At 41.2% G+C, this 20,471-nt stretch carries 18 protein-coding genes; 3 read left to right on the top strand and 15 right to left on the bottom strand.

From position 1 onward, the window contains the following. Positions 1-5 precede the first annotated feature (5 nt). Both QJ048_RS21870 and QJ048_RS21865 read right to left on the bottom strand, forming a co-directional pair. Positions 6-704: a response regulator transcription factor gene (locus tag QJ048_RS21870; RefSeq protein WP_282336567.1), complete on the bottom strand. Its 699-nt coding sequence runs from the start codon at positions 702-704 to the stop codon at positions 6-8. Between the two features lie 3 nt (positions 705-707). Beyond that, entirely contained in the window at positions 708-1,973 is a 1,266-nt protein-coding gene (locus QJ048_RS21865; protein ID WP_282336566.1) for a sensor histidine kinase, read from the bottom strand. 183 nt (positions 1,974-2,156) lie between these two features. Here QJ048_RS21865 and QJ048_RS21860 point away from each other — a divergent pair, with 183 nt between their 5' ends. After that, positions 2,157-2,417 carry a hypothetical protein gene (locus tag QJ048_RS21860; RefSeq protein ID WP_282336565.1) on the top strand — a complete coding sequence of 87 codons (261 nt, stop codon included), beginning with the start codon at positions 2,157-2,159 and terminating at the stop codon, positions 2,415-2,417. Between the two features lie 225 nt (positions 2,418-2,642). Here the strand turns inward: QJ048_RS21860 and QJ048_RS21855 are convergent, their stop codons facing one another. The 11 genes from QJ048_RS21855 to QJ048_RS21805 form a co-directional block, all read right to left on the bottom strand. Continuing rightward, complete coding sequence (locus QJ048_RS21855; protein ID WP_282336564.1) at positions 2,643-3,119, bottom strand: YcxB family protein; 477 nt, start codon at positions 3,117-3,119, stop codon at positions 2,643-2,645. Positions 3,120-3,304: 185 nt separating this feature from the next. Beyond that, complete coding sequence (locus QJ048_RS21850; protein ID WP_282336563.1) at positions 3,305-3,952, bottom strand: ABC transporter ATP-binding protein; 648 nt, start codon at positions 3,950-3,952, stop codon at positions 3,305-3,307. Continuing rightward, complete coding sequence (lpxA, locus tag QJ048_RS21845; protein ID WP_282336562.1) at positions 3,930-4,736, bottom strand: acyl-ACP--UDP-N-acetylglucosamine O-acyltransferase; 807 nt, start codon at positions 4,734-4,736, stop codon at positions 3,930-3,932. Before lpxA ends, QJ048_RS21850 begins: the two co-directional genes overlap by 23 nt. Positions 4,737-4,846: 110 nt before the next feature. Next, positions 4,847-6,253 carry a bifunctional UDP-3-O-[3-hydroxymyristoyl] N-acetylglucosamine deacetylase/3-hydroxyacyl-ACP dehydratase gene (locus QJ048_RS21840; protein ID WP_282336561.1) on the bottom strand — a complete coding sequence of 469 codons (1,407 nt, stop codon included), beginning with the start codon at positions 6,251-6,253 and terminating at the stop codon, positions 4,847-4,849. Positions 6,254-6,659: 406 nt separating this feature from the next. Next, positions 6,660-7,574, bottom strand: a complete 915-nt coding sequence (locus tag QJ048_RS21835; protein ID WP_282336560.1) for a DUF5777 family beta-barrel protein — start codon at positions 7,572-7,574, stop codon at positions 6,660-6,662. 165 nt (positions 7,575-7,739) lie between these two features. After that, positions 7,740-8,279, bottom strand: a complete 540-nt coding sequence (locus QJ048_RS21830) for a YceI family protein (RefSeq protein WP_282336559.1) — start codon at positions 8,277-8,279, stop codon at positions 7,740-7,742. A gap of 29 nt (positions 8,280-8,308) precedes the next feature. Next, positions 8,309-8,689, bottom strand: a complete 381-nt coding sequence (locus QJ048_RS21825) for a hypothetical protein (protein WP_282336558.1) — start codon at positions 8,687-8,689, stop codon at positions 8,309-8,311. Between the two features lie 20 nt (positions 8,690-8,709). Beyond that, positions 8,710-9,120 (bottom strand): OB-fold protein, encoded by a 411-nt coding sequence (locus QJ048_RS21820; protein ID WP_282336557.1) that lies wholly within the window; start codon positions 9,118-9,120, stop codon positions 8,710-8,712. Positions 9,121-9,152: 32 nt separating this feature from the next. Continuing rightward, positions 9,153-10,601 (bottom strand): outer membrane beta-barrel protein, encoded by a 1,449-nt coding sequence (locus tag QJ048_RS21815; RefSeq protein ID WP_282336556.1) that lies wholly within the window; start codon positions 10,599-10,601, stop codon positions 9,153-9,155. Beyond that, positions 10,589-11,164: an RNA polymerase sigma factor gene (locus QJ048_RS21810; RefSeq protein WP_282336555.1), complete on the bottom strand. Its 576-nt coding sequence runs from the start codon at positions 11,162-11,164 to the stop codon at positions 10,589-10,591. The genes QJ048_RS21815 and QJ048_RS21810 overlap by 13 nt, the downstream gene beginning before the upstream one ends. 635 nt (positions 11,165-11,799) lie before the next feature. Further along, a complete protein-coding gene (locus tag QJ048_RS21805; RefSeq protein WP_282336554.1) occupies positions 11,800-15,180 on the bottom strand; it encodes a vitamin B12-dependent ribonucleotide reductase in 3,381 nt (1,126 codons plus the stop codon). Between the two features lie 295 nt (positions 15,181-15,475). On the opposite strand from QJ048_RS21805, the gene QJ048_RS21800 reads away from it, so the two are divergent. Further along, the gene (locus QJ048_RS21800; protein ID WP_282336553.1) at positions 15,476-16,198 is read left to right on the top strand and encodes a DUF2490 domain-containing protein; all 723 of its coding nucleotides are present in this window, start codon (positions 15,476-15,478) and stop codon (positions 16,196-16,198) included. Between the two features lie 135 nt (positions 16,199-16,333). Here QJ048_RS21800 and QJ048_RS21795 read toward each other — a convergent pair whose 3' ends face one another. Continuing rightward, positions 16,334-16,723 (bottom strand): group III truncated hemoglobin, encoded by a 390-nt coding sequence (locus QJ048_RS21795; protein ID WP_282336552.1) that lies wholly within the window; start codon positions 16,721-16,723, stop codon positions 16,334-16,336. Between the two features lie 163 nt (positions 16,724-16,886). Between QJ048_RS21795 and QJ048_RS21790 the strand changes: the two genes are divergently transcribed. Beyond that, a complete protein-coding gene (locus tag QJ048_RS21790; protein WP_282336551.1) occupies positions 16,887-17,648 on the top strand; it encodes a phosphoglycerol geranylgeranyltransferase in 762 nt (253 codons plus the stop codon). 168 nt (positions 17,649-17,816) lie between these two features. Here the strand turns inward: QJ048_RS21790 and QJ048_RS21785 are convergent, their stop codons facing one another. After that, positions 17,817-20,366 (bottom strand): zinc-dependent metalloprotease, encoded by a 2,550-nt coding sequence (locus QJ048_RS21785; RefSeq protein ID WP_282336550.1) that lies wholly within the window; start codon positions 20,364-20,366, stop codon positions 17,817-17,819. Between the last annotated feature and the right edge of the window lie 105 nt (positions 20,367-20,471).

The raw sequence follows: 20,471 nt of genomic DNA, 5'->3' as shown, positions 1-20,471 counted from the left end.
GCCATTCACGATTTTACTGGCACATTAAACCGGAATCCTACACCATGTATGGTTTCCAGTACAACGTCCGGATCGGTTTTAAAATGCTTGCGTACTTTGGTAATAAAAACGTCCATGCTTCTCCCGAGGAAATAGTCATCTTTTCCCCAGACGTTTAAAAGCACTTCTTCGCGTTTTAATACTTTGTTAGGGTGCTGGCAAAGGAACAGTAACAACTCAGCTTCTTTCTGAGTAAGCGTAGTGTTGCCTTCAGGAGAGGTTATCGTAAGGTTGGCAAATGAAAATTTGAGTTTGCCGATCTGGTAGTCCTGCACTTGTTCGGAGTACATTTTTTTGGTTCTCCGTAAAAAGACATCCATACGCAGCAAAAGTTCCGGCATACTAAACGGCTTGGTAATATAATCATCGGCGCCGCTTTGAAAGCCCTTGATCTTATCTTCCTCCAGTGATTTGGCAGTGAGGAATAGAATAGGAACAACGTCTGACTGTTGTCTTATTTTTTTAGCTACTTCAAAACCATCTTTATGTGGCATCATCACATCCAGTAAACAGATGTCAAATTCATTTTTGTTGAACCTTTCAGTCGCTGTTTGTCCATCGGCACACAAAATTACCTCGTAGCCGCCCTCTTCGAGACTGTCTTTGATTACAAAACCCAACGCCGCATCATCTTCTGCCAATAAAACTTTTGCCTTGTAACTCATTGATTATAATTTGGGTAAAACAATTTTAAATTCTGTACCAATCTCCGGGATGCTATTTACCGTGATTTTTCCATGGTGTGCATCGACTACTTTTTTTACGAAGTTCAACCCGAGGCCAAAACCCTTTACATTATGCACATCACCGGTGGGGATCCGGTAAAACTTCCTAAATATATGTTTTAAATACTCCTTTTTAATGCCTACGCCGTTATCTTTTACAGAAAGCGTAAAGTGCCCGTTTTGCGCACTGGTGGAAATTATTACCAACGGCTGTTCGGAGTATTTGATTGCATTCTCCACAAGATTCACTACAACAAGCGATATGTGGGGTTTGTCTGCAGATATAACAACGTATTTCGGGTCGAGCTGCAAATCGATCTTTGCATTTTTCATCTTGATCAGCGGGTCCAGTTGCGTTATCACTTCGCTGATCATGTCATTGGGATCGAAGTTGGTTTTTTCCAATGTCAGAAAGTTTTCATCGGTCGTTGCCGTTTTCAAAAGCCGTTCTACCTGGTATTGTAAATGCTCCGTTTGCTGCTTGATGATCAGGCTATACTGTTTCAACCGGTCAGGCTGGTTGAGTATAGCCGGGCCCACGAGCACGTCCGATGCAAGCTTCATTACGGCAAGGGGTGTTTTAAATTCGTGGGTAAAGTTGTTCACGAAGTCCTTCTGCAGCTCATTAAGTGTTTTTTGTTTGTACAAATAAAACAAGGTGGCCGGTAATGCGAGCAGCACAAGAAAAAGCAGGATGGTAGCGCTTATCCACCAGCCGAGCTTTTGTACAATGTATTGTCTTCTGTGCGGAAAATACAGGTATATGTATGAGTGATCAAGCTCCAGTTCGGGAAGATCAATTTGTGTTTCGCGAGGGTTGAGTGAAGCGGCAGTAGGCAGGTATAATTGGTACAAATATTTTTTTGAGCCCACATCATACAATGCCATCTTACAATCCGACAGCACCTCAAAGTCTTCAAATTCGCTGATAAGAAAATGGGAGAGAGAATCTTTCGGCGGAATGCTGTCTATCTCGATGATGAATGTGTTGAGGTCTGGATGATCAATGAGCTTCTGCAGCTGGGTTCCGGGATAGTCCGCAATGTCAATATCTTCAAAAAGACCGCGGACGCTTTTTACAACATTGTTATTAAATTCACGTTCTTCAAACTTGTAAACCTTATTCAGCCAATACAACTGCACACCAATGATGATGACAATTATTACGGTGGATAGTAGTAAGATCCATTTTAGAGTTTTTGAACGCATACGAAAATTGGTACTGGAACGTTTATTAGCAAAATTCATTTCAAATATTGAATGAACCTGTGTTGACCTTGTTAAGCCGTGGTTAAGCTGTTAACACTGGTTAAACTGAAGTTAACACAAAAAAAAAATTTTTTGAGTTAAAAATAGTTGTTCATTTTTACATCGTTAAACGAATCCAACAACATGAAAAAATTAGTTCTTGCCGCTGCAATGCTGTTCTCTGTAAGTGCTTTCAGTTTTGCACAAACAAAGACTCCGGCTGCGAAAACGCAGACGAGCCAACAACAAGCTAAAAAGGACACTGCTCATACTAAGAAAGATGGCACTCCTGATAAGCGCTATAAAGAAAATAAAACTGCAAAAGATACTGCGGTAGTACACGCCAAAAAAGATGGTACTCCAGACAAAAGATATAAAGAAAACAAAGATGCTCAAAAGCATTAAAAGATAGTAATAGAGGGTTTTTTAGGGTTAATGACGCTGCTTTTCCAAGCAGCGTTTCTTTTTTTGCCTAAGCAAAAAAGAAAAATGTGGAAATATGAAAATTTGAAAATGTGGTAATGCTTTAGGTGCGATTTTCATTCCATAATTTAAACACTTTACCCGGCAGGAATGAAACATTCAATTAGAGAGTAGGACAGCTCATTTTCACATTGCCACATTTTCACATTATGCTTTTATATGTTCCTTGAGCAAGCTACGTGCAGTTTGCATATCGGGAAGATCCTTGAACGCATCTTTTGGTATGAGGAAGAAGGAGCGGGCGTCAAAATAAAGGTGGAAGAAATAAGGCGTTTCCAAAAAATTACTGAAGAGGTTCCATTCCCATTTTTTTGAACCTCTGTCATTTGAAAGTGTAAGACCATCATCTTTAAAGTCAACAGAAAATTCATCTTTAAACGTATGGGCCCTTCTGTAAATGCTGGCCGGCAATACACTCCAGATCACTACCATCAATACAAGCCATAACAACGAGAAGATCAGAAACGAAACCGGTTGTATCTTTTTAAAATAAAAAAGACCAGCAGACAACAGCGCAAACACATTGATGATGATGATCAAAAATTTTATTTCAGGTCTTGTGAAAAAATGATACCGCAAGCCTTGTATTACCTGTTTCTTGTTATAGTTGAAATGAATGGTCATAGCGCAAAAGTAGAGGTAATGTGGGAATTTGAAAATTTGAAAATATGCTAATTTGAGAATTTGAAAATGCTTTAGACGCAGTTTTCACTTAATAGTTTGAACATCTCGCATGGCCGGAGTGGAGCATTCAATTAGAGAGACGCCCGTCAATTTTCAAATCTTCAAATTTTAAAATTTGCACATTGCTACTTGTAATCCTGTATGGAAATTTTTTCTGTGCAAAACCCGTACTCTTCAATGTCGTTGCTGCTCACGATGATCAGGCGGCCATTGCCAAATTCGCTGATCATGCGCTTGTATAGTTCATAGCCAGCGTCATCAAAGTTTGTGCAAGGCTCATCGAGCAGAAGTAAATGTGAGTTGGAAAAAATGGCCTGCGCAAGTTTTACCCTTTGCTTCATACCGCTGCTGTAGTAGCGGATCTGCTTGTGGGCTGCTTTTTCAAGGCCAACGTAGTCAAGTATTTTCTTTTCGTTCCAGCCATCGAGTAAAGGCTTGAATGTTTGGTGGAAAGAAAGAAATTCCATTGCGGTCATTTCCTCAATCAATTCGAGGTATGGAGCGCAAATAGAAAGATGTTTGTAAAGATTTTGATCGCTGATAGAAGCGGGTTGTTTAGTTTCGGATTTACCTGCTGGTAAATCCGAAACTTCTATTTTCCCTTCACTGAAAGCTGTTGCGCCTCCAATGCACTGTAGTAATGTAGATTTGCCGGAACCGTTTGGTCCCACTATAGCATAAGCGTTGCCGCCTGTGAATGTGTAATTGACGTGACGAAAGATCCAGTCGCGGTTAAACCGCTTTCCTGCATCAGATAGCGAGATCGTCATCATTGTTGCCTTTGGTATATCTTTTAATAATGCCACGGCCACTTTCTCTCACAAATGTCAGGATATCATCACGCTCATCAGTTGCCGGATATTCTTCTTCAATGAACTCAAGCGCCTGAGATGTGTTGAGACCTTTGTTATAAAGAACCCTGTAAATATCGAGAATGTGATTGATGCGCTCAATTGTAAATCCGCGACGCTTTAAACCTACAGAGTTTACACCTGCATAGCTAAGCGGATTTCTTGCTGCTTTGATAAATGGAGGAACATCTTTGCTTACCAATGAACCACCGCCTATGTAAGAGTGCTGACCAATCTGAACGAATTGGTGAACGGCGCACATACCTGCGAGAATAGCCCAGTCGCCCATTACTACGTGACCGGCCATTTGTGTATTGTTAGTAAGAATGCAATTATTTCCTATTACACAGTCGTGTGCGATGTGGCTGTAAGCCTGGATAAGACAATTAGAGCCTACTGCAGTTTTACCTCTTTCCTTTGTACCGCGGTTGATTGTAACAAATTCGCGGATAGTTGTGAAGTCTCCAATTTCAACGAGTGAATCTTCGCCTTCAAATTTCAGATCCTGAGGGATGGCGGAAATAACGGCACCAGGAAAAATTCTGCAATTTTTTCCGATCCTTGCGCCTTCCATAATGGTAACATTGGAACCGATCCATGTTCCTTCTCCGATTTCAACATTGGGATGGATAACGGAAAATGGGTCAACTTTTACGTTGGGAGCTAGTTTCGCACTAGGATGAATATATGTATGCGGGTGAATCATAAAGACATTATAAAAGAGCCAGTTTGAACTGGCTCAATAAAAATTTATTTGCAAAAGTAGGTTGGCCAAACCATATAACCTATTTAATTGATATTAAGAGCTTGCTAATGTTAACTTCTCTTTACTAATTGGGCTACTAAATCAGCTTCTGTGGCTACTTTATTTCCCACATATACAGTTCCTTTCATTTCGCAGATACCACGACGGATCGGTGCAGCCAGCTCCATTTTAAGGATCATTGTATCACCCGGCACTACTTTTTGTTTAAACTTACAGTTGTCGATTTTAATAAAGTAAGTATCATAGCTGCCACCGCCTAATGCGTTGATAGCCAAAATGCCACCTGTTTGTGCCAGCGCCTCGATCTGCAATACTCCCGGCATTACAGGGTTTCCGGGGAAGTGACCTGTAAAGAACGGTTCATTGAAAGTTACGTTTTTAATACCGATGATGCGTTTGTCAGTAAGCTCAATAATTTTATCTACCAGTAAGAACGGATATCTGTGTGGTAAAGTTTTTTCAATTTGCTGAGTTGTGTAAACTGCAGGCATTGAAGGATCGTAAATAGGAATATCCTTTACGTGCTTGTTCTTCTTGATGTATTGTTTGATCTTTTTAGCAAACTCAACGTTTGTGCTGTGACCGGGACGGTTAGCAATGATTCTTGCTTTGATAGGATAACCGATCAGTGCCAGATCTCCCACAATGTCAAGGAGTTTGTGGCGGGCCGGCTCGTTTGGATAGCGCAGCTCAAGGTTGTTAAGGTAACCTTCGCTCTTCACTTCCATTTTATCTCTCTTGAATACTTTTGCCAGTCTGCCCATTTCTTCCGCTGTAACCGGCTTGTCAACCACAACGATCGCATTATTGATGTCGCCACCTTTAATTAGGTTGTGTGCCAGCAAAGTTTCCAGTTCATGCAGGAAGCAGAACGTACGGCAGGGAGCAATTTCCTGTTTGAAATCACGCATGTGTTTCAAACCGGCGTGCTGTGTGCCCAATACCGGAGAGTTAAAATCTATCAACGTAGTGATCTGATAACCAACAGAAGGCATGGCTACCATTTCCACTCTTTTTTGCTCGTCGTAATGATGAATATTTTCATCGATGCTGTACCAAACTTTGGTAGCATCTTGTTCCAACACACCAACTTCTTCAATCATTTCTACAAATGGCTGAGAACTACCGTCCATAATCGGAGTTTCTGGTCCGTTGATTTCGATAAGACAGTTGTCGACACCCATGCCTACGAGGGCTGCCAAAACGTGTTCAACTGTACTCACTTTTGCGCCATTGTCTTCTATGGTTGTACCTCTGGAAGTATCTGTTACTAAGTCGCAATCTGCTTTAATAATGGGATGTCCGGGCAAATCAACACGTTGAAACTGAAGGCCAAAACCTGGATTTGCAGGTTTCAAAGTCATATCAACACTTATTCCTGTGTGTAATCCTGTACCTGAAATGCTAACTTCTGCACCAAGCGTATGTTGTTTGTCGGGATTGAAATTTAAGTCCATTCGATTTTCTTAAGTCCGCAAAGATAGTTATTAACTACGAATAGACTTGCTAGTAATGTGGATGATTTATTTACAAGCATTTATACTATAAAAAAAGAAAGCCATAACCGTAACATTACGATTATGGCTGTAAAAGCTCAATGAAAAAAGTTATTATCTCACGTTGTGGCACCGCTTATAACGACCACTTGCAGCTTCTGAAGTTGTAAGTGTGCGGGCACACGACGATAAAAAAGCGACTACAATTGCTAGGGTGATGGCTGTTTTCATTTTGTATGGATTAAATGGTGAATACGGTAACTGTTAACGCAATTTAGCATAAAATAGTATGGAAAACTTTAAAGTTTACTCCGAATTGCCACCTAATCAAATATTTGCAGGCATTCTGAAATTTGCCCCACAGAAATTACCAGGACGCTCTGTTCTTCGCATTCTTCGTTATATTGAAGCTTCGGGAAATATTAAACCCAAAATAAATGGCTCCATCGCCCCACTTGCCCATTGTTCTTCCGATGTATTGGGTTTCAACCATTCCCTGTGAGTTTGTAAACACAAGTTGAAAAACGTGGCCGCCTGTTTCAATGTCCCAGCCGAGAGAAAATGAATTGTAAACGTCCATTGAATTTACCTGGTTAGGAAGCAGGTAATTGTATTCAGCATTAATGCTCATTCTCTTTGTGATCTTTACGCGGCCGCCGGCAGAGATGGCGAACTCATTATTTTTATCATCTGCTGTTGGAACAATGTTGTAATGAAGAAAAGTAGGAGCCAACTGAAATGAAATATTCCGGTTGAATTTTCTTGCAATCAGTAATTGTGCGGTGTATGCTGTTCGATAGGTCGCGTCTAAGTACGGTTTGTCGTCGTAATGTTGTGTGAAGTGAGTAATGGAACCAAGCAGGCTCACAGATATTGGCATGTTCACTTCTCCTGTTGATTGTCGCAGCAGTTTATACTTCACATAGCCGTCAAACGTCTTTTCATAAGAGCTTCTGCCAACGCCAACGGCGAGTCTTGGAGAAATGCCATAATCAAGTCCTAAACGCAACGTAGCGTTATCCAATCCCCACAAATTGTACGCACCACTGTTGATTTGACCAAATCGGTGCTGTATCACAAAGTTCAACACACCTGCTCCTGGTGCTTCAATCGTTTGCATGTTGATGATGTGCAAAGCCTTAAACGTACCGGTAGTGTAATTAACGCCACCACTGGTCTGCATGGAATCATTCAATGATTTTAAAAGAGAAGAATCCTGTGCGTGAAGTTCTCCAATCGTTATTATGATTATTAATGAGCAGATAACTTTCTTTAGAAGCATGAGAGTTTAATTTATGATGAAAGGGAAATGGTAATGGTCAATCGTCAATCGTGAATGGGAGTGGCTGACACACACAATGTATCGTTGAAGGCGAATCGTAAATCGTGAATGTAAATTATCATTCCCGCAGTTCTATTTACGATTGACGATTCGCCATCTACGACTTCACTTAGTGTTACAATCTAACTTAACTACCACGTTCATCTCTTTGGCTATTTTGTCACGCACAATAGATGGAATGGAGATGTTGTAATCTTCGGGTTTCATTTTGAATTCTGCATTTCCTATCAATCTCCCTTGTTGCATTTGCAATGTAGCAGGTATTTCTACAGGCCGTGTTACGTTGTGCAGCGTCATGTTTCCTTTGATGGTTACTTTGTAAATGCTGTCACTTCCCGGAGGCACGTTAATGGTATAAGTTCCTGTGAAACTTGCTTTAGGATACTTATCACTCTCCACATAGTTTTCGTTGAAGTGCTCCTGCATCAATTCTTTGGTAAAAATAAATCCTTTGAGCAGCAGTGTAATAGCCATCTCTTTATGGCCTGCATCAATAATGGCGTACACTTGTTTGTTTTCTGCCCTTATATCTTCCATTGGGGTTTTCCCATAAAAACCTATAAAACCTGAGCGTGTCATGTATTGCTGACTGTGTGCCCAATGGCAGTTAATAAGAAGGATAAGGAAGATAAAAATCTTTTTCATCGTTGTAATTTTTCGCTTATTCTTAATCGTTAATTATTCTTTGCTCCCTGGTTTACCCAGGCTGTTATCTTGTTGATTGAACAATTATCCAGCTTGGGTCTGCCATAAGGCATTGCAGGGTACCCCGGTGCGTGTGTAACAACGGCCACCAAATGTCCGGCGTCTGCATGAACCTTAAGATTGCTATAAGTGCTGAGATCAATGCCTCCGCTGCCGGCGGTGCTACCTGCACCATGGCATTCATAGCAATTGTTGGACAGAATGTTAACGATGTCGGTGCTGTATCTTACCGCTGTTGTGTCGCAGGTGTTACCGTCGTTCAGGCTTTCTTCATTGGCTTTAGAACAGGAGATTGCAAAACACGTTATTACTGCCGCAACGATTAACGTGGATGAAATGTACTTACGCATAGAGTATTCTTTTTCGTTGATTATTCAATAACACAATCCACCACATTTACATCGAGCAGAAACCCGGTGCATCTGCCTTTTATGGTTATGGGTGAATTAATCGCAGGGACTTTAAATGATTGTGCATTGTAAAAGCTACAGTTGATCCCTCCTGGTGCTTTGTCGCCTGCGCTAAGCAAAATGTTTACGGTAGTGCTGTCTTTCTGAACTGCATTCACTGTTCCTTTGATGCTTATTACTTTTCCTGTGTATTTCTTATCAGCTTCTGTTTCATTTGAGAGATAAGCGTTGAATAGATCGGCTGCGTTAACATTTGCCGAAGGCGCAATATCTCTTGCATCTGTATGCGGTTTTTGGTAGGCATAGTATGCCCAGGCGGCGACGCATAACAAAACAATGCCCGCTGCGAGAAAAAGCACTTTTTTTCGCATATGCTTAAGTGTTACTGTAAACAATGATTATATCAGAAGTGGTGTGTAATGCCCACTTGTAAACCTATGCTAGAGATAGGAAGGTTGCCGATACCAACTCCCGTTAACGGAAGTCTTAAATATGGCTCTGTTCTTAAGCTGCCTATTTTACCAAGTTTGTGCTCGTAACCTGCGCTCAACGTCATGATCGAAAATAAGCTGTTACCCGAGTTATTATATGTTCTTTCTGCGCCGTAATAATTACTACCATGCTTTGCCCAGTAATAATAGTCCTCTTTTTTCATAAAATAAGAGGTAAGCCCGGCCGTTGCGAAAAAGTTTCCTTTTTTCTTGAAAGAGAAATTATAACGAGCATTTACAGGTACTTCAAACATGTTACAGTTGCCGTCGATCCACAAAACCTGGCTGGCAGCGGGGATGTTGGTTTTGCTTTTGTCAAAATACTCTCCATCGCTGTAGTATTGTTTCTTGTCCCAAAGCACCCCTGTTTCTACTGCCCATTTTTTATTGAACTGATAACCTACTAACACGCCTGCTCCAAAACCCATATGTTCTACTGTTTGCATTTTGATGGTACTTACATCAGCGGCGCCTACTAGACTGATGTAAATCCCATGCTGTTTGCCTTTGTCTACTTTGATCACATTGTTTTTTGAAGCAGCAACGGTGTTGTTGATTGCAATCGAGTCTTTATGTTTTAATGCTAAAGAATCTGGTTGCGGATTTGTGTTTTTTAACGGGATATTGGATACATTTTGTTGATCAGTACTTGCTGTCAACGGTTGATCATTATTGGATATGGATGGTTGGTCATTATCGGATATGGACTTCTTGGATACGGATTTATTGGATATGGATTGCCGGTCGTTCCTGGATATGGATTTTTGGTCTTGATCGGATATGGATATTAGGTTGCCGGACTTTTGATTTTTCCTGGATTTGGATTTCGATCTTTGGTTATCATAGGTAATATCTTGTGTGTTCCTCAGATTAGAACTGCTTGTATTTGTTGTTAAGTCATTTACATTTGTTTTAGGGTGATTAAATAGTTTTCCGGATTGATTTTCATTTTTCAAGGTTATTGGATTGTCATTGGTTTTCCCTTGCAGGGAAATTGGATTTTGGTTCGAAGCTTCTGTTTTTTCTGGATATTGGATATTGCTATTAGCTGTTATTAGTTGTTTGTCTGCCTGAGCATTGGTTTTTTCATCTCCGCTTTTGGCCGCTGCGATTGTGTTTGCTTTGTTCAGTGCTCTGCCGGATTTTATATTATGCGTAAAAACAAATCCAAGCGGAAGTAGCAACAGGAACCAAAGAAGTCGTCTGTTATCTCTTTTATCTCTTCCGGAAGGCAAAGGAGTGTTGTTCCCCATTTGCAGGGCAGATTCGATTCTGCTCCAGTCTGGTTCAGGTGATTTTAGGGGATACTCTTCAGCAGCCTTCCTAAACAGTTCGTCCATATTGTCGTCTAAATACTGCATATTTCTATTGCCCCACTGTCTTTGTTAATAAATTTTTGCAGTAATGCCCTTGCTTTCGATAAGTTAGATTTAGAGGTTCCAACAGAAATACAAAGAGACTCTGCTATCTCGTGGTGCGTGAAGCCGTCTATTACAAACATGTTGAACACAATCCGGTAAACCGGCGGTAACTTTTTTACATAAATCATAAGCTCCTTATAGAGCACCCGCTGATCGGCATTCGCACTTCTATCGGGTTCTTCCCATACATGATCAGCGATACCGCCGATTTCCGGCATAAGGTCATTTTTACGTAAAGCATCAATTGCTGTGTTCACCATAATTTGTCTCAACCATCCCATGAACATCTTTTCTAAATGCTCCTCATTTTCACATTTGAAGGTTGAGAACTTCATAAACAGTTTTACGTACCCATCATTTACCACATCTACCGCTTTGTCATAGTGATATATATAGCGGAACACTATCTTCAAGGCATAGCCGTAATACTTCTCATAAAGTGCCTTCTGACACCTTGCGTCTTGCTTTAAGCAACCCGATATTATTTGTGTAATGCCTATCAAAATTCTTGTTGTGTTGTGCTATTTGAAAGTATATACGAAAGGTACAAAAAAAGGTTGCCTGCCGGAGGCGAAGAAATAAATAATTGAGTGATGGGATAATTTAGTTCGTTGGTTTTCAATGGATTGAAATTTAGGGTTTAAACAAAGAAAATTTAGAAATTATTGGTTTTGGGTAACGTAATTATATTAGAAACGAATGGAGGGGTATATATATTATGTGTTGACATTCGTTCTGGAGTGGGTCCATGCATGAGGCGATTCAAGTCAATCGCTTCGCGATGTTTAACATGTCGCCCCTACGGGGCTGGGATTTGGCCTCCACCAGTCTCAAGCTCTCTACGAACGTGTCGCCCCGCTGGGGCTATTAGCAACTCGCTGACTGTGCTTAAACAGCCCCAGCGGGGCGACACGTTCGTAGCAAAACAACAGTTTTAAAATGCATTGCCAGCCCCGTAGGGGCGACATGTTAAACGTCGAGAAGAGAAACGCTTCGGAACGTTTTGGATGAAGGTAATGGAGGAGATCAATCACCACCGAACAGCGCATTTATTCAATCTTTAAAAACAAAAATCCCGATAGTTGAAACTACCGGGATGAGTTTTTGGTTGGTTTATTGTCGAAAAAGATAGATCAATTTAGCTGCAACCCATGCTATTGCCGCAGTTCAGGCATTTGTAGCAAGTGCCGCTGCGTAGTGTAATGTGTCCGCACACATTACAGGAAGGCGCATCGCTCTGCATATTTTTCGCTGCTGCGTTTACTGCGTCCAAGCCGCTTTCCACTTTAATAGCCGCTTTTTGTGGTTTGTGCGAATGAGAATGATGAGGCTGCGGTGCAGGTGCGCTTGCCGCCGCCACGATCCTTACATCGCTCAGCTTTGGTGTCTTTTTATCGTATTCCAGTGTAGTTGGAATTTCGTCCCAGTCATCAGTTCCTGAATTGCCCACTTCCGGTCTGTCAAGTACGTGAACCAGGTCAGTTCTGCCTAAGTATTCGTAAGCCAATGAGCGGAACAGGAAGTCAACAATAGACGTAGTGGTTTTGATATTCGGGTGATCTACCATACCTGCTGGATCGAAGCGAGTGAATACAAATTTCTCTACAAACTCTTCCAAGGGAACACCATATTGTAAACCGATAGAAACAGCTATAGCAAAGCAGTTTAACATGCTGCGCATAGTAGCTCCTTCTTTCGCCATATCAATGAAGATTTCACCTACTGTACCATCACCGTATTCGCCTGTACGTACAAACAAAGTCTGGCCGTTTATTTTAGCTTTTTGTGTGAAACCTCTGCGTTTTGCCGGAAGTGTTTTTCTTTCAACGATGCGTGAAAGCTGACGCTTCAATTTTGTATCAGGAGAAGCCTGAACACGTTTTTGAACTTCTTCCAGCAAATCTTCTACTGTTAATTTACCAAGATCAACAATTACAGATTCCTGAGCAGGAGCTTCTTCCGCTTTTTCCTCTGCTGCTTCTGTAGTTTTTGCTTTCTTATCGCTCTTTGTGCTTAATGGTTGGCTGAGTTTACTTCCATCACGGTATAAAGCGTTTGCTTTAAGACCAAGCTTCCAGCTAAGCATATAAGCATCTGCAATTTCTTCTACAGTTGCTTCATTTGGAAGGTTGATTGTTTTAGAAATTGCACCGCTGATGAATGGTTGCGTTGCACCCATCATACGGATGTGACCGTGTGCATGAATATAACGTTCACCTTTTTTACCGCATTTATTTGCACAATCAAATACTGAAAGATGTTCTGTACGCAAATATGGAGCACCTTCAACAGTCATTGTTCCGCATACGTAATCGTTCGCTTCTTCAATTTGGGCGTCTGTAAAGCCTAATGCTTCCAGTAAGCTCCATTCGAAGTTGAAATATTGTTCAGGTTTGAAGCCAAGACGTTGCAGACATTCTTCGCCCAAATTGTATACGTTAAATACAAAACCAACTTCAAAAGCTGAACTTACAGCTGCATCCAATTTTTTAATTTCTTCTGCAATAAATCCTTTTTCGCTTAATGATTGGTGATTGATATGCGGTGCGCCGGCAAAGTTTGCTGTACCTACAGCATATTTCACTATCGCATCAATTTCTTTGGCGTTGTAACCAAGATTTCTTAATGCAGTAGGAACGCTTTGGTTGATGATTTTGAAATATCCGCCACCGCTTAATTTTTTAAATTTCACCAGGGCGAAATCCGGTTCAACACCGGTAGTGTCGCAATCCATAACCAGACCGATTGTTCCAGTAGGAGCGATCACAGTTGTTTGAGCGTTTCTGTATCCAAATTTTTCACCTAGTTGAACAGCTTCGTCCCATGCTTTGGTAGCGGCTTTCAATAAATCTTCCGGACAATATTTTGCATTGATACCTTGTGGTGCAAGGCTCAAACCTTCATATGCACCATTTGCATCGTATGCAGCAGCACGGTGGTTGCGCATTACGCGAAGCATGTGCTCTTTATTTTCTTCGTAACGAGGAAAAGCACCCAATACTTCAGCCATTTCAGCAGAAGTTGAATAGGCAACGCCCGTCATGATCGCTGTGATTGCACCGGCGATTGCTCTTGCTTCTTCGCTATCATAAGCAATACCTTTTACCATTAGCATGGTACCAAGGTTTGCGTAGCCAAGGCCAAGCGTTCTATAGTCGTAAGAAAGTTGTGCAACTTCTTTAGAAGGGAACTGGGCCATTAACACAGAAACCTCCAATACTACTGTCCACAAACGGCAAGAGTATGCATAACCTTCGATATCGAAAACATTCGTATCGATATCGTAAAACTTCATCAGGTTGGCAGAAGCAAGGTTACAAGCCGTGTTGTCCAGGAACATATATTCTGAACAAGGGTTAGAAGCACGGATCGGACCGCCTTCAGGGCAAGTGTGCCATTCGTTGATGGTAGTGTCGTATTGAGTGCCCGGATCTGCACAGCGCCATGCAGCGTATGCAATTTTGTTCCAAAGCTCACGGGCCTTTATTTTCTTCATTACGCGACCATCGGTTCTTGCTTTCAGTTCCCAATCTTCTTCGGCTTCAAGTTTTGCGAAAAAGTCGTTGGGAATGCGGACAGAGTTATTAGAATTCTGCCCGCTTACAGTTCTATATGCTTCGCCTTCGTAGTCTGATGGATAACCTGCAGCGATCAATGCACCTACTTTCTTTTCTTCTTCTACCTTCCAGTCGATGAAATCAATAATTTCAGGGTGGTCAAGATCAAGACAAACCATTTTCGCCGCACGACGTGTAGTGCCACCGCTTTTAATGGCGCCTGCTGAACGGTCGCCAATTTTCAGGAAGCTCATTAAGCCGCTGGACGTACCTCCGCCGCTTAATTTTTCTCCTTCGCCGCGGATGCTGCTGAAGTTGGTGCCAACGCCGCTTCCATATTTAAAGATGCGGGCCTCACGGATCCAAAGATCCATGATACCGCCGTCATTTACTAAATCGTCTTCTACACTTAAGATAAAACATGCGTGAGGTTGAGGACGCTCATAAGCAGAGGTTGACTTTTTCAATACACCGTCTCTTGCATCTACAAAGTAGTGGCCCTGTGGTTTACCAGTGATACCATAGCTTTCATGCAAGCCGGTATTGAACCACTGCGGACTGTTTGGTACACAAGCCTGGTTCAAAATGCTATATACAAGCTCTTCGTAGAAAACCTGTGCGTCTTTTTCAGAAGCGAAATAGCCGTAGCGTTCGCCCCATACGCGCCAGCAATTGGCCATACGGTGTGCTACCTGTTTTGCGGAAGTTTCACGGCCAAGGGAACCGTCGGCCTGCGGAACGCCAGCTTTACGGAAATATTTTTGGGCAAGAATATCTGTTGCAATCTGGCTCCATTGTTTCGGTACTTCAACATTCGTCATTTCAAACACTACTTCGCCGCTTGGGTTACGAATTACCGAGGTGCGGTAATCGTATTCGAACTGGTCAAACACGTTCACTTCCTCTTTTGTGAAGCGACGGTTGAACTGCAGTCCTTTTACAGATTGCTTTTTATTTGCCATAATGAAAAGTCTTTAGAAGTTTAAGTAAGTTTTAGTCCAATATCCTTTAGGGAGAAGACGAAAGTATTTTTTAACCTTGACAATATCCAGTCCTAAATATTAACAGGTTGTGGAAAAAACAAAAGGAAAATTACACAAGTCCCTCGGGTCGTGGATTCCTTAAAATTCAAGGAAAACCATGATTTTTGTTAATAAGAAAATTACGATTTTTTATGTAAATAATTTTGAAATTTGCCATACTTTTTTATATTATAAAGGATATTAACTCTATTACTAATACTATACCAATTTATTGATGAAGAAGATTTTATTGATCGCATTTGTTGCCCTTACTTGTTCTTATGCAGGGTTTGCCCAGTCTACATTTACCGGATGGTTTGCATCATTTAATACTGTTAAGTTAAATTCAAAATTCAGCTTGCACACAGATCTCGCAGCACGTTCTACAAACAAGTGGGAACACGTAGCTACGTATATTGTAAGACCTGGATTAAATTACCACATCAATAAAAAGATGATCGCTACTGTTGGGTATGCTTATGTTGCCCACAGACGGACTATTGATGGTGTAAATGGCTACACTCCGGAACACCGCATATGGGAGCAGTTTATTTTTAATCAACCGGTTGCTTTTACCACATTACAGCACAGGCTGAGACTTGAGCAACGTTTTATAGCAACGCCTCAACTTAAAGATGGAAAAATTACAAGTGATGATCACATATATGCAAACAGGCTTCGTTATTTCTTCCGCGATGTGATTCCTTTCAGCGGACAAAAACAATTTACTAAGGGTGTATTTGCTTCTGTACAGAATGAAATCTTCGTTAACCTGGGAGACAAGTCCAATGTGAATGGGAAATTTTTTGACCAAAACAGGGCTTACATTTCTATTGGTTACCGTTTCGTAAAAAGTTTTGATGCGGAAATTGGCTACATGAATCAATATGTTTCGGGTAAGGGAAGTAGTTATGTGAATAATAGCATACTGCAGTTAGCAACATATTTGAGGCTGTAAAAATTAGCACGCAGATGACACTGATTTGACTGATGAACACAGATTATTTTCGAAAAATTTGATTTGAAATTTGAGATTTAAAGCGACAATTTAATCTCAAATCAAAAAGATCAGCGTTAATCAGTCAAATCAGCGTCATCTGCGTGCTCTCTCACTCTCCGCAATTTTAATTTGCATGATAGTTGCTATAGATTGGGATCTTTGTTTTGCAAGAATTGCAATATCGCCTTCAAAGTATTCGTCAACAGTTTCGTGAAACAGTTTTAACCAGCGGTCGAAATGGGCCTTGGTCAAAGGAACTTTTTCATTAAGCGATACGTGTAAAGGCATCGGGTTTCCGGAGTATTTATTGTTTTGCAATAGCACATTTTCCCAAAAGTCAAACATGACCGGAAGATGCGCATCCCAGTTTACTTTTGCCACATCGTTGAAAATAAAACCGATCGTTTCATCGTTAATTACCTTATCGTAAAAGTTTTTTACAAGTATTTCGATGTCTTTTCTTGATTGTATTGTTTTCTTCATACAGGTGTAAGGCCTGATTATTTAAGGACTAATGTATAGTAAGATTTCGTTGTAAAGTTATTTTAATCCTTTTTGATAAGTCATTGGAGCAACAAACTTTAGTATTAATAACTGTTAAACCCAAAAAGTTTTGCATTTTTGTAAATAGGCAATCAATATATAGATGCGAAATAGTATATATCAATCGTTAGTTCAAAAGAAACAACAGGGGAAAAAATCCTTTGCCGTATTAATCGATCCGGATAAAGTGGATATCGCTTTGCTCGATCAGTTAATTGCGCTCTCCATTGAAGCTAAGGTAGATTATTTGCTAGTAGGAGGCAGTTTGGTCGTAAGCAACCATCTTGATGAATGTATACAGCACATTAAGGAAAATTGTTCCATCCCGGTGATATTGTTTCCCGGCAGCCCTTCCCAGATTTCTAAATACGCAGACGCTTTATTGTATTTATCACTAATATCCGGCAGAAATCCAGAATTATTAATCGGTCAGCATGTTATTTCTGCGCCATTTGTGAAACAAAGTGGCCTTGAAATTATGAGCACCGGCTACATGGTAATTGACGGCGGAGCGCCTACCACTGTTTCTTATATCAGTAATGCATCGCCTATTCCTGCCGATAAAAACGAAATTGCATTGTGTACTGCATTGGCCGGTGAAATGCTTGGTATGAAATTGATCTACATGGATGCAGGTAGCGGCGCAAAACGGGCAATTACAGAAACAATGATCAAAAAAGTGGCGTCAAACATTGAAGTTCCGTTAATAGTGGGCGGCGGTATTACCACTCCTGAAAAGGCGTATCTTAATTGCAAAGCCGGAGCCGACGTAATTGTTGTAGGTAATGCAATTGAAAAAGATATTGCTCTCATAAAAGAAATAAGCGAAGCTGTACATAAAGTGCAGATAGAAATTGAAAATTGAAAGTTGAAAATTGAAAATGGTAGAGCGAATCGCATTTGCCCTTTATAAAAAGAAAAAAGTCGAACATTCAATAATGTTCGACTTTTTTCTTTTTATAAATAGGGCGCGAAGTTAATATTCTATCACGCCCTATTTTTCAATTTTAAATTTTCAACTTTCAATTCCCCTCTACTTCTTTGGATCAAGAGCTGTTGTAAGCTTATCTGCAATATCCTGCAAATGAGCTTTGGTAACAGCGTCAGGCGCAGTTGCAACAGCCGCACGTATTTCAGCCGCGAGCGTTCTTGCATGTGCTTTTGCCAGAGACGTAACGTCGCTTGATTTCATTGGAGCACTCATCATCGTTGGGCTTGGGTTGTCCTGAGGAACAAACAACGCGATCAATCTGTCTACATAAACTTTTTGAAGGTTTCTTCTGTAGATGTCGATTTTTTGATGCGCGGCCACTTCTGTCCAAATGCCTTTTTTCAGGTCAGAGAGCATGTCCGTTACAGTATACGCTTCTGTGCCCAATTGAGCTTCAGCCTTTACCAATGAATTTAAAATGCCGGCATTAAGAAGCCTGTTTAATGAACTTTCCTGCAATAGACCAATTGTGCTCACAGGATCGCTTCCTGTAACAGCGGAATACTTTTTATTTATGAGCCAGGTTGGTGTTTTGAACAGCTGAGCCTGTAAGAAAGCCATTGCTTCTTTTTGTTTTGCTTTGGAAACAAACTCATACACTGCGCCGCTTTGCTCGATCGTTTTAGGCGTTGTCATAACACCACCGATATTTTTAGCTGCATGGCCCATGTAGCGACCAAATTGACTGGTAACCTCACGATACATTGTCGCCAGGTTGTTGTAGCCATCATTTGGTTCTTTTGTCCACTCTTCAAGATTTGGCAAAATGCGCTGAAGGTTTTTAATGCCATAAGCGCCGGCTTTCATTGCATCGTCACCAAGGTCTTCGTTTTGACAGCGAGGATCCAAAGGATCTGATTCTGTACCGAACCAAAGACGTTTATTAGCGTTAAGGCTGTCAATGATCCATTTGTTCAGAATTGGGTCTTCAGCTTCTGATGTTTTTGCCTCAGGGAACCATCTGTAACCCCACTGAATGGCCCACATGTCGTAATCGCCAATGCGAGGGAACAAACCTTTTTCTGTAATGTTATCTTCCGGCTGTGCTACGTAGTTAAAACGTGCATAGTCCATGATAGAAGGCGTGTGGCCGTTTGCTTCTACCCATTTTTTATCTCTTAATTTTTCAACAGGAACAGTAGAGGATGAGCCAAAGTTATGGCGCAGACCCAATGTGTGCCCTACTTCGTGAGAAGATACAAATCGGATAAGTTGTCCCATCAATTCATCATCAAAACGCATTTTTCTTGCTTTAGGATCAACTGCTGCAGTTTGGATCATGTACCAGTTGCGAACAAGCGACATTACGTTGTGATACCAGTTAACGTGTGTTTCAATAATTTCCCCGCTGCGTGGATCATGAACGTGAGGGCCACTTGCGTTTGGAATATCAGAAGGTTTGTAAACGATAGCTGAGTGGCTCGCGTCTTCAAGGCTCCATTGAGGATCGTTAGTTGGAGCTTCTTTCGCAATAATTGCATTTTTCCAACCTGCTTTTTCAAATGCAGCCTGCCAGTCATTTACACCTTGAATAAGATATGGAACCCATTTCTTAGGCGTTGCAGGATCTATGTAAAAAACGATTGGTTTTTTAGGCTCAACCAATTCTCCGCGTTTGTATTTTTCAACATCTTCCGGTTTTGGCTCCAGTCTCCAGCGAGTGATCATGCTAACGTTTTTCACACCCTGTGGATCCGCATCAAAGTCAACGTAGCCAGTAGCGAAATAACCTACACGGCTGTCGAAATAACGCGATTGCATTGGAACGGCAGGCAATAATACCATAGAGCTGTTCAGCTCATAAGTAGCCGGGGTAGAAGAAGGCGGTACTCCCGGAAATTGAGGGCCGGATTTAAGATATGTTTTCACGGTTCTGATCTCAACATTCATTGGGAAAGAACGCACATTCTGGATGTATGATTTGTCTCCCTGATACATGCCGAGTTTGAAAGTGTTTTTCGCAGCAGATTCAAAAAACAGGATATCGTTATCGCCACTGATGTAGTCTGTAAAATCAATCACAGAAGCATTGGGAGATTTGCTTGTGCTGTCTTTGTAAGCGTATGCTTTAACATCAAATGCTGCAACGATCGGCTGCAGGTTAGAGTTTAACACTGAGCGATACATCCCGTTTGCAGAAGTATCCTTGGAAACTTCCTGGAACGAAATGCTCTTAATGAAAATTTTATTGTTTGGACCTTTGGAAAATTGAATAACATTATCACCAATCTGGTCACCGGCATATCCTAAGAAACCCGAACGGGCGCCGGATGCGGCCTTGGTAATCCTGTTTACGATCAAAATATCTCTGCCCAATAGAGAATCTGGTATTTCAAAATAGAATTTGTCTTCTACCTTATGTACTTTGAACAAACCAGCATCGGTAATTGCTTTGGACGTAATAACCTCTTTGTAGGGTTTGGGCCCTTCTTTAGGGGGTCTTGGTGGCATCCCCTGAGGCATTTGCGGCACCGTTGCAGGTGCTTGGGTGGGCTGCTTTTTCCCTGGGTTTTCCTGGGCAATAGCTGCGCCGGTAAGAGCTGAGCAAGCTATTGTGGAAAGTAATACGGTTCTAAACCTGGTCATTTTCATTTCAGTAAATAATTAAGAGCCGAAAATAGTTTAAGCGATCTCCAGCCCAAAATAAATTACAGCAACGGAAGAAATCGAGGGACGAAACGGCAAAGTAGCTGATCC

The organism is Pinibacter soli, from assembly GCF_029961145.1.
Lineage (GTDB): Bacteria > Bacteroidota > Bacteroidia > Chitinophagales > Chitinophagaceae > Pinibacter > Pinibacter soli.
This window is presented reverse-complemented; position numbering and strand designations above follow the sequence as displayed.

Bases quoted from the DNA above. Each gene is read 5' to 3' on its own strand.
- QJ048_RS21870 (WP_282336567.1), bottom strand. From the start codon at position 704: ATGAGTTACAAGGCAAAAGTTTTATTGGCAGAAGATGATGCGGCGTTG.
- QJ048_RS21865 (WP_282336566.1), bottom strand. From the start codon at position 1,973: ATGCGTTCAAAAACTCTAAAATGGATCTTACTACTATCCACCGTAATA.
- QJ048_RS21860 (WP_282336565.1), top strand. From the start codon at position 2,157: ATGAAAAAATTAGTTCTTGCCGCTGCAATGCTGTTCTCTGTAAGTGCT.
- QJ048_RS21855 (WP_282336564.1), bottom strand. From the start codon at position 3,119: ATGACCATTCATTTCAACTATAACAAGAAACAGGTAATACAAGGCTTG.
- QJ048_RS21850 (WP_282336563.1), bottom strand. From the start codon at position 3,952: ATGATGACGATCTCGCTATCTGATGCAGGAAAGCGGTTTAACCGCGAC.
- lpxA (WP_282336562.1), bottom strand. From the start codon at position 4,736: ATGATTCACCCGCATACATATATTCATCCTAGTGCGAAACTAGCTCCC.
- QJ048_RS21840 (WP_282336561.1), bottom strand. From the start codon at position 6,253: ATGGACTTAAATTTCAATCCCGACAAACAACATACGCTTGGTGCAGAA.
- QJ048_RS21835 (WP_282336560.1), bottom strand. From the start codon at position 7,574: ATGCTTCTAAAGAAAGTTATCTGCTCATTAATAATCATAATAACGATT.
- QJ048_RS21830 (WP_282336559.1), bottom strand. From the start codon at position 8,279: ATGAAAAAGATTTTTATCTTCCTTATCCTTCTTATTAACTGCCATTGG.
- QJ048_RS21825 (WP_282336558.1), bottom strand. From the start codon at position 8,689: ATGCGTAAGTACATTTCATCCACGTTAATCGTTGCGGCAGTAATAACG.
- QJ048_RS21820 (WP_282336557.1), bottom strand. From the start codon at position 9,120: ATGCGAAAAAAAGTGCTTTTTCTCGCAGCGGGCATTGTTTTGTTATGC.
- QJ048_RS21815 (WP_282336556.1), bottom strand. From the start codon at position 10,601: ATGCAGTATTTAGACGACAATATGGACGAACTGTTTAGGAAGGCTGCT.
- QJ048_RS21805 (WP_282336554.1), bottom strand. From the start codon at position 15,180: ATGGCAAATAAAAAGCAATCTGTAAAAGGACTGCAGTTCAACCGTCGC.
- QJ048_RS21800 (WP_282336553.1), top strand. From the start codon at position 15,476: ATGAAGAAGATTTTATTGATCGCATTTGTTGCCCTTACTTGTTCTTAT.
- QJ048_RS21795 (WP_282336552.1), bottom strand. From the start codon at position 16,723: ATGAAGAAAACAATACAATCAAGAAAAGACATCGAAATACTTGTAAAA.
- QJ048_RS21790 (WP_282336551.1), top strand. From the start codon at position 16,887: ATGCGAAATAGTATATATCAATCGTTAGTTCAAAAGAAACAACAGGGG.
- QJ048_RS21785 (WP_282336550.1), bottom strand. From the start codon at position 20,366: ATGAAAATGACCAGGTTTAGAACCGTATTACTTTCCACAATAGCTTGC.